The sequence below is a fragment of the Chryseobacterium kimseyorum genome (genome assembly GCF_025971945.1).
Classification (GTDB): Bacteria; Bacteroidota; Bacteroidia; order Flavobacteriales; family Weeksellaceae; genus Chryseobacterium; species Chryseobacterium kimseyorum.
In genome coordinates, this window is the sequence record NZ_JAPDHW010000032.1 from 1 (window position 1) to 9,189 (window position 9,189).

8 protein-coding genes are annotated in these 9,189 nt (G+C 37.8%); 7 read left to right on the plus strand and 1 reads right to left on the minus strand.

Going from position 1 to position 9,189, the window contains the following annotated elements:
* Positions 1 to 578: UDP-galactopyranose mutase (locus OMO38_RS19970; RefSeq protein ID WP_264751942.1), on the plus strand; the 578-nt coding region annotated here is incomplete at its 5' end.
* Between the two features lie 392 nt (positions 579 to 970).
* Here OMO38_RS19970 and OMO38_RS19975 read toward each other — a convergent pair.
* Positions 971 to 2,494: an FAD-dependent oxidoreductase gene (locus OMO38_RS19975; protein WP_264751943.1), complete on the minus strand. Its 1,524-nt coding sequence runs from the start codon at positions 2,492 to 2,494 to the stop codon at positions 971 to 973.
* A gap of 360 nt (positions 2,495 to 2,854) precedes the next feature.
* On the opposite strand from OMO38_RS19975, the gene OMO38_RS19980 reads away from it, so the two are divergent.
* From OMO38_RS19980 to OMO38_RS20005, 6 genes are all read left to right on the plus strand, one after another.
* Positions 2,855 to 3,121, plus strand: coding sequence for a hypothetical protein (locus tag OMO38_RS19980; protein WP_264751944.1), 267 nt, complete (start codon positions 2,855 to 2,857; stop codon positions 3,119 to 3,121).
* 42 nt (positions 3,122 to 3,163) lie between these two features.
* Positions 3,164 to 4,042 (plus strand): SDR family NAD(P)-dependent oxidoreductase, encoded by an 879-nt coding sequence (locus OMO38_RS19985; RefSeq protein WP_264751945.1) that lies wholly within the window; start codon positions 3,164 to 3,166, stop codon positions 4,040 to 4,042.
* 1 nt (position 4,043) lies between these two features.
* Positions 4,044 to 4,700 (plus strand): DUF6766 family protein, encoded by a 657-nt coding sequence (locus OMO38_RS19990; protein ID WP_319804261.1) that lies wholly within the window; start codon positions 4,044 to 4,046, stop codon positions 4,698 to 4,700.
* Between the two features lie 70 nt (positions 4,701 to 4,770).
* Entirely contained in the window at positions 4,771 to 6,912 is a 2,142-nt protein-coding gene (locus tag OMO38_RS19995) for a catalase (protein ID WP_264751947.1), read from the plus strand.
* Between the two features lie 45 nt (positions 6,913 to 6,957).
* A complete protein-coding gene (locus OMO38_RS20000; RefSeq protein WP_264751948.1) occupies positions 6,958 to 8,124 on the plus strand; it encodes a zinc-dependent alcohol dehydrogenase in 1,167 nt (388 codons plus the stop codon).
* A gap of 293 nt (positions 8,125 to 8,417) precedes the next feature.
* Positions 8,418 to 9,044 (plus strand): hypothetical protein, encoded by a 627-nt coding sequence (locus OMO38_RS20005; RefSeq protein ID WP_264751949.1) that lies wholly within the window; start codon positions 8,418 to 8,420, stop codon positions 9,042 to 9,044.
* Positions 9,045 to 9,189: the final 145 nt, after the last annotated feature.

A 9,189-nucleotide genomic window follows, 5' to 3' on the forward strand; every position in this document is an offset into this window, starting at 1 on the left:
ATAAAGATGACCGTTATTTTACAGATACTTTTCAGGCAATGCCAAAGAATGGTTATACTGAGATGTTTAAAAAAATGCTGTCGCACAAAAATATCAGCATTATGCTTCAGACAGATTACAAGGACATTGTTGATGTAATTCCTTTTAAAACATTAATTTATACGGGTCCAATAGATTCTTATTTTGATTACTGCTACGGAAAACTGCCTTACCGTTCTATTGATTTTAAATTTGAAACCCTGAATCAGGAAAACTATCAGGCGACCGGAACCGTCAATTATCCTACCTCAAATTTATACACCAGAATTACTGAATTTAAATTTCTTACAGGACAGAAAAACGAAAAAACAACCATCGTTTACGAATATCCGACTGCTGAAGGTGATCCTTATTATCCGATTCCGAGAAAGCAGAATCAGGAAATTTACAATCAGTACAAAAGGCTATCAGAAGATCATCCGGATGTATTTTTCACCGGACGTCTAGGTACTTACAAATATTATAACATGGATCAGGTAGTGGCGCAGTCATTGGCGCTTTTCAAAAAGTTAAAAAGTAGGGAAGAGTATGTTCAGTAATGATTTTCTGGCTTTAAATAATAATCCTTTTAAAAGCTTCCTGATGGGTGGTTTTGAATGTGCCGATCAGCAAATGCATTTAAAAAGTGAGTTGACACTAATATGTCAGGATATGACCGTTTATAGAAGAAGATTATGATCAATAAATTCTTTGAAAGTAAAACGGTTCACCCTAAGAGACCGCGCAGAAACGATACAAGATTGTTAAATTGGGGTTCTTGATGGAGTTTGGCTAAGTCATGAACAGAAACAAAATGTCTGAATGGATACACGACTTTTATAGGAAGCTAGGTGCACTGAATGTTATAAATAAAAAAGGGTCATTTTTAATGTCAACAAGTAAAGCCTTCTTTTTAGAAGGCTTTACTTGTTGACATTAGAAGCCAAATTTGCTATTCCTGATCTATTTTCTTAAGATCAGACATTGCAGGTCCGTTCAATAAACTGCCATCAATGCTGAAACGAGAACCGTGACAAGGACAGTCCCATGTAACTTCTGAAGGATTCCAGACAACATTACAGCCGGTGTGCGGACAGACAGGACTCAATAAATGAAGTTTCGATTTCATGTCTCTATATGCTGCAATAGTATCACCATCGTGTTTTATTATTTTACCTTCCCCCGCAGCGATTAGATCAAGATCTTTTAATTTTTCTGCAGAAAATTTATCTTTGACGAAGTGGGTCGTTGCATTAAAAACTTCCGATATAACATTTCTCGCACTGGCTACAGGCTTGATTCTTGCCGGTGACAGTAAATTTGAAAGCGGGGTTGTCTTACCTTCCATCAAATCGGGAATAATCAGTGCTGCCATAGATCCGAAAGTCATTCCATTACCATTATAACCTGTCGATATATAAATATTATTTTCTCCTGGCATCTGCCCTATATAGGCTAAACCATCAGCCGGTACATAGTATTGAGACGACCATTTTGCAACAATATTGTTGTATTTAAAATGTTCATCCAAATACGCTGTTAGATCAGTAAAATGTTGCTCAGTGTCCCCATCGTCACCAGTCATATGGTCAAAACCTCCTACAATAATAAAGTAGTCATCGTTTGATTTATGGTATCTGACGTAGTGATAGGGATCAAACAAATCTGCAGTCTGAGCCATCTGCGCCACAGGATTGTCTAATTTTGCGGTCAATGCATAACTTCTGTAAGGCGCCAGTAAAACACTAAAACGGTTGTTCCCAGGTGGGATATGAGTTGCCCAAACCAAATTATTTGCAGAAAAGTAATGGTCACTATTAGTGAGCACTTTGACTTTTCCGTCTCTATTTTCAAAATCTGTCACCTGAGTTTCAGATACAATAGTTCCACCTTCTCTTTCAAATTCTTTGATGAGTTTATTGATATATCGTAGCGGATGAAACTGAGCCTGTCCTTTAATTTCAATTGCATTTTCAAAAGGTATCGAAAACGGTATGTTATGAACTTTTACCGTTTCAATACCTACTTTCTGATGAGAATCAAAAATTTTCTCAAGTTGATCATTCTGTTTTTCTTCCGCACTGAAAAGAAATGAACTGCATTCATTATACTCACAGGAAATGTGATACTTAATGATATTTGATTTTATATATTTTATGGTATCCTTTGCAGCGCTGGCAAGTGTTTTGGCTCCATATTCACCAAAATCTGAGATGACTTCATCATAGGAGGAGTCGAAAAAGTTATTAATATGCGCCGTAGTTCCACCTGTGGTTCCAAAGCCGACATTTTCCTTTTCGATAAGCAGGCATTTTTGTCCTCTATTTTGAAGTTCCTTTGCTAAGGTAACTCCTGTAATTCCGGCGCCAACAATAATAGTGTCAAAATGTTGGGGAGCAAACTCTGTTGCAGATTGACTGTTTTCAGCGGCTGTAGTCGCTTGCCAGAAACTTGTTGTATTTCCGTCTCGGTTCATAGTGAATATTTTTGTGATTAGTGTGTCATTGTCCATTAGAAAAAATATGAGTGCATACCTTTCCCGTTACAACAGGCATCGATATGCGATATCAATTTTTATGCACTAGTATAATTATTTCGTATTGATTAAGAATTATTCCCGGCTTTCCAAATTACTGTTTGGGACTTACATAATCTATCTTAAGGTTTTGCATTCCCGTCTCAGTAATGACTCCTGCGAAAGCTTAGCCGAGATGGTCGCGCATGATTACCTATGAAGAACTAAAATTAAAATAGTTTTAGTTGTGTATATATGACCTAAGTCATAATATACTTTATCATTCTATAATAACTTTGAAATACACCAAAAAAAAATATTATGAAAAAAGTGATCACAGTAGCTATCATTATGTCTATCGCAATTGTTAGCTGTAAAAAAGAAGCGTCAACGGACCAGTCGAACAATTCAGATTCAGTATCTGCCTCAGATAATAACAGCATGCCTACCAACAACTCTTCAGGAACACCTACTGACAGTCTGCATACAGAATCGCAAAATGCTGCGATGCAAAAAACTACTTCATCTCCGAATTCATCGGATAATCTTCAAAGCGATTCTACAAATACAGGGGGAGAATCTAAATAAAAACCTTACACATTAATACGAAGTGTTAGTAAAGAAATTGACATGTTTTTAAAACCACAATCGGTTTTTAAAACAGGTCAATTCGTATCTATAAATTTATTAAACTTAAGCAAAACGATGGAAAAAAATAATAATGAATATGCTTTGGTGACAGGAGCAACTAGCGGAATAGGTTTAGAGCTGGCAAAGCTTTTAGCCAATGACGGATATAACTTAGTAATTGTAGGACGCAATCAGGAAACGCTAAATAATACAGCCGCTGAGTTAAAGTCTTTTGGAGTTAAAATAGCAACTTTTAATAAAAATCTATTTTACCCAGATGATGTGTACTCATTGTATGCTGAATTGAAAGTAAACAATATAAGTCCTTCCGTTTTAATAAATGATGCAGGTCAGGGACTGTATGGAAAATTTGTTGATACTGATTTGAACCGAGAACTGGATATAATTAGTTTAAATATAACTGCGGTCATTATATTAACAAAATTATTTTTAAAGGACAGGGTGGACAAAGGCTATGGAAAAATTTTAAATCTGGCTTCAATTGCCAGCACTTCACCAGGGCCGTGGCATTCTGTTTATCACGGAACAAAAGCATTTATATTGTCATGGTCTGAGGCGATACGGGAAGAATTAAAAGATTCCGGTATTACCATTACTGCATTACTGCCAGGACCTACAGCAACAGATTTTTTTAATAAAGCATTGATGAATAACAGTAAGATTATGGAAGATTGGGAAAATTTTTCAACGGCAGAGGAAGTAGCCAAAGATGGATTTACAGCTATGATGAAGGGAGATGATAAAATTATTTCAGGATTAAAAAATAAATTGACAGTCGCTATGAGCAATCTTAGTACTGAAAGTATGGCTGCCCACAGAATGGGAGAAATGCAAAAGCCACAGTCACAGAAAGATTAACATGAAACAATATTCGTTTTTTTATCGGAATGGATTAAGCATTGTATTACTATTATTGATGGTACTATGTTGGGGAGGTCAATTCTTCACAGGTTGGCGGACCCTGAATTCTGAATTACTGGAGAACGGAAAGCCTGCATTAAACCTGGTCAGCTACCTTTCGAGCGGTCATTTTATTCAGGCAACTTTTGAGAATTGGGAGAGTGAGTTTCTGCAGATGATGTTGTATATTTTGTTAACAGTATCATTACGCCAGAAAGGGTCTAGCGAATCCAAGTCATTAGAAGGAAAAGAAGATGTGGATCGCGATCCTGCTGCACACAGGGACGCACCATGGCCCGTAAAGAAAGGAGGATTTGTCTTGATGATTTATCAAAATTCATTATCCATCGCTTTTTTCATTCTGTTTGTAATCAGTTTTATTCTTCATTTTTATGGAAGCTTAAAAGAATTTAACAGCGAACAGTTGATGAAAGATAAACCCCTCCTTCCATGGGAAGCGTACATTCAAAGTTCTAGGTTTTGGTTTGAATCTCTGCAAAATTGGCAAAGCGAATTTTTAGCGGTTGCTTCTATCGTTATTCTGTCGATCTGGCTAAGACAAAAAGGGTCACCGGAATCAAAACCTGTGGATATGCCACATCAAGAAAATCCATAATCAACAAGCTTTCACTTCAACATTACACGATCCAAAATAACATATACGATCAACCACTTATAATATTATTATGAAAAATGAACATTTGAACGAAAAAATTGATCAGCTTCAACATGCGACCACCGACAATTCGGGTGAAATGCTGACAACTAATCAGGGCCTTAAAATTAATAACAACCAGGACTCGCTGAAGGCTGGCGAGCGTGGACCTTCTCTTTTGGAAGATTTTATTTTAAGAGAAAAAATTACCCATTTTGACCATGAACGAATTCCTGAAAGAGTTGTTCATGCAAGAGGTTCTGGTGCGCACGGTGTTTTTAAGTTAAATAAAAGTCTGGCAGAATATACCAAAGCAAAGTTTCTGAACAATGTCGATGAAGAAACCCCCGTTTTTGTTAGATTTTCGACGGTGGCGGGAAGTAGAGGAAGTACTGATCTGGCACGTGATGTCAGAGGATTTTCGGTAAAGTTTTATACCCAAGAAGGAATTTATGACCTAGTAGCCAATAATATCCCTGTTTTTTTTATCCAGGATGCGATTAAGTTTCCGGATCTGGTACATGCCGTAAAACCAGAGCCTGACAATGAAATTCCTCAGGCTTCTTCAGCGCATAACACATTTTGGGATTTCATTTCATTGATGCCCGAAAGTACACATATGATCATGTGGCTTATGAGTGATCGTGCTATTCCTCGTAGTTACCGTATGATGGAAGGTTTTGGAGTCCACTCTTTTAAATTTGTCAATGAAGAAGGTAAAGTTCATTTTGTTAAAATTCACTTAAAACCAAGATTAGGGGTGCATTCTGTTGCGTGGCCGGAAGCTCAAAAAATTTCAGGTAATGATCCGGATTTCCACAGAAGAGATCTTTGGGAAGCTATTGAAAACGGAGCATTTCCAGAATGGGACTTTGGGGTACAGCTAATCCCTGAAGAAAATGAGCACGATTTTGATTTTGACTTATTGGATCCGACAAAATTAGTTCCTGAAGAGCTAGTTCCAGTTCAATTGGTAGGTACATTGACTTTAAACAGAAATCCGGATAACTTCTTTGCTGAAACTGAGCAGGTAGCTTTTCATCCGGGTCATATCGTTCCGGGAATCGACTTCAGTAACGATCCGCTTTTACAGGGCAGATTATTCTCTTATACTGATACTCAGCTGACAAGATTGGGATCGCCAAATTTCCATGAGATTCCAATCAACAGATCAATTACAACTGTGCATAATAATCAGCGTGATGGTCATATGCGCCAGCAGATTGCGAAAGGAAAAGTCAGTTATGAACCTAACTCTATGGGCGGTGGCTGTCCTTTTCAGGCAATGATGAAAGACGGTGGTTTTGCGTCACAGGAAGAGAGAATAGAAGGACACAAAGTAAGAACACGAAGTGCGAGTTTTGTCGATCACTATTCACAGGCAAAACTTTTCTTTAACAGCCAATCTACATTTGAAAAGACACACCTCCAAAATGCTTTAGTTTTTGAACTTTCAAAAGTAACGATTCCAGAAATCCGAGAAAGAATGGTAGGGCAATTAGCTTTTGTTGATAAAGATTTGGCCAATGATGTTGCTTCTAGATTAGGAGTTGAAGTAAAGATTCTTAACCAGCCCAACCAAAGTGTCCCTGCGGATGCAGATTCGGCAAGCCTTCAAAGCAAAGAGATAGAGCCTGCAACAAAATTTTCTAAAGCTTTGAGCATGGCCAATACGGTTAAAGATACTATCGAAAGCCGCGTCATAGGTTTCATGATGACCGATGGTTTTGATGCAGCTTCAACGGACCGTTTAATTGAAAAATTAGAAGGACAAGGTGGAGTGGTACAATACATTGCTGATTCTGTAGCACCGGTGAAATCTTCAGACGGCCAAGCTTATATTCCCGATCACGCCTTATCCACTACATCAAGTGTCTGTTTTGACGCACTGTATGTCTGTGCTGGAGAGAAATCAGCCGAAGGATTTACCAGACCCGGAAATAAAAATATGACCGTTGATTTCATTAATGAGGCCTTTCGTCATTGTAAAGCCATTTATTTTGGTGAAAATACAGAGAAATTAAAGAATCTCACAGATATAGCACTAATGAAACATGATGATCCAGGAGTAATATCAGCAGATAATCCTGATGCCAATGATTTATTTGTAGACGCTATAGCTAATCATAGAGTCTGGGAATTTGAAAAAGAAAGAAATGGGATGGAAGGATAGAAATTTCTTCACTAAGATAACCTAACCAAAACAAAAATAAGAAATATGAAAGCAGCAGTTTTTCACGCTCCGGGTAAAATCACCTGTGACATCGTAGATGACCCGATCATCAAAGATCCTAATGACATTATTTTAAAAGTAACCTCCACGGCAATATGTGGCAGCGATCTACATATGTATACCGGAGGTATTCCGCAAGCACGTCCGATGGTCATGGGACACGAATTTATGGGGATTATTGAGGACGTAGGTGCCAATATCACTCATCTGAAAGTGGGTGACCGTGTTGTTGTTCCCTTCCCGATTGCCTGCGGAGGATGCTATTTTTGTCAGCATGATCTGCCGTCCGGTTGCGAACATTCCAATCCTCAAAACTATGGACCTGAAGGCGGTATTATGACAGAAAAAGGAGGTGGAATGTTTGGCTACACAGATTTGTATGGTGGTTATGACGGCGGACAGGCGCAGTATGTTCGCGTGCCTTATGCGAACTTTGGTCCTCGGAAAGTTTCGGACTCACTGACCGATGAACAGGTTTTATTCTTAACTGACATATTCCCTACTGGTTATACCGGAGTGATGTGGGCAGATTTGAAAGGGGACGAAACGGTGGCTATTTTTGGTGCCGGTCCTGTTGGGTCGATGGCGGTAAAAAGTGCTATTTTACACAATGCAAAAAAAGTTATTGTGATCGATACTCAGCAGTACCGTTTAGATCAGATCTCAAAATTGACGGGCTGTGAGACGATCCTCTGGGAAAATGCAGAACAAACCGTAGAACAAATTCGTGATATGACAGACGGACGTGGTGCAGATGTATGCATTGATGCGGTTGGTTTTGAACCCGATAGAGATCTCATTGACCGAGCTAAAGCCGTTATTAATTTTGAGAAAGGTTCGGTAAAAGTTATAGAAGCGTGTATGAGCGGTGCCAAAAGAGGCGGTTTTATTTCAATTCTTGGTGTTTATCCGATGAATTATGATAATTTCAGAGTGGGACAAATGTTTGATAAAGGCTTAACTATTAAAGCCGGACAAGCTCCCGTTCATCCGATTATTGACAAACTTCTGAATTATGTAGAAACTGGACAGGTTAAACTTGATGATATTATTACCCATCGTTTAGCATTGGATGATGTGGCTAAAGGATATGAAATATTCCATAAAAAGGAAGATGGTTGCGTAAAAGTAGTATTGGATCCGTGGAAATAAGGATCATAGTAGACTTATAGATTTTAAATAAGTGTTATGTATTTATTTTGATTGAAAACCTCTCACTAGAGAGGTTTTCTTATTTCCAAAAACCTCATCATGATAAATACATCATATTAGTATGTTTTTATTTTATAGCATGTAGCATTGGTCATCTCAACTTTAAGTAGATGTAGTTGCTCATGATATGACTTAGATCATAGAAGTTAGTGGGGTATTGTAATAGCTTTGAAATATTGAATTAATACAACACAATTAGTAGAGCGATTGAGCATTGTAAAAACTGATCGAATATGTCTAAAACCCCGAAATACCTCATCAACATTCAACATTTATTACCGGAACAGAATGCAGGGTCATCAACAGATGCCGTAGCCGTCAAAGTATGTACATCACCGTCTGGTGCGGAGGACTTATATAAAAAATTATCAGAACAGCTTTTAAATATAAATAGTTGGGAAATCAATGCAGGAAAGTTACCGGTGAGTTTTGATCTGATTGATTCAAAAGGTAAAGGTGGGCACTACCTTGCAGCGGAAACTTTATTTGTAAAAATTAAGATGCCGGCTCCAAGAAATAAAGCCGGACAGGGGTATGACTGGGTAGTTATTGAAAAAGTTGAGAAGCATCACGAACCTTTAATAGAGTATCTCCATATTCAAATGCGTCCATGTCCCTGTATAGACAATAAGGATGGGGGCATTGCTCATTTTTATGAACAAACTGCCACGAATAGTTTTATTCTGGCCCGCTCAGGTTGTGATATTCAGTTAAGTGTTCATGGCAGAAATGAAAGTCCGAATACCGCTAGTGTTGGTGTATGGGATTCGCTGAGGAATGTTTTCGTTGCTGGGGGTGGAATATTTGGTGGAAGTAGATTACAATGGGAGGATTTTGTAATAGAAATGATTAAAGTATAAAGATGCTCACAACAAATCACATATTACTGCAGAAATAAACAATGTTTATACTTTCAAAACATATCAAAATCAAAATGTAATTAAATTTTTTAGGTGAAAACCAAACGTCATACTTTCTCGTATATATGGTTGAAGTCTTATTTAG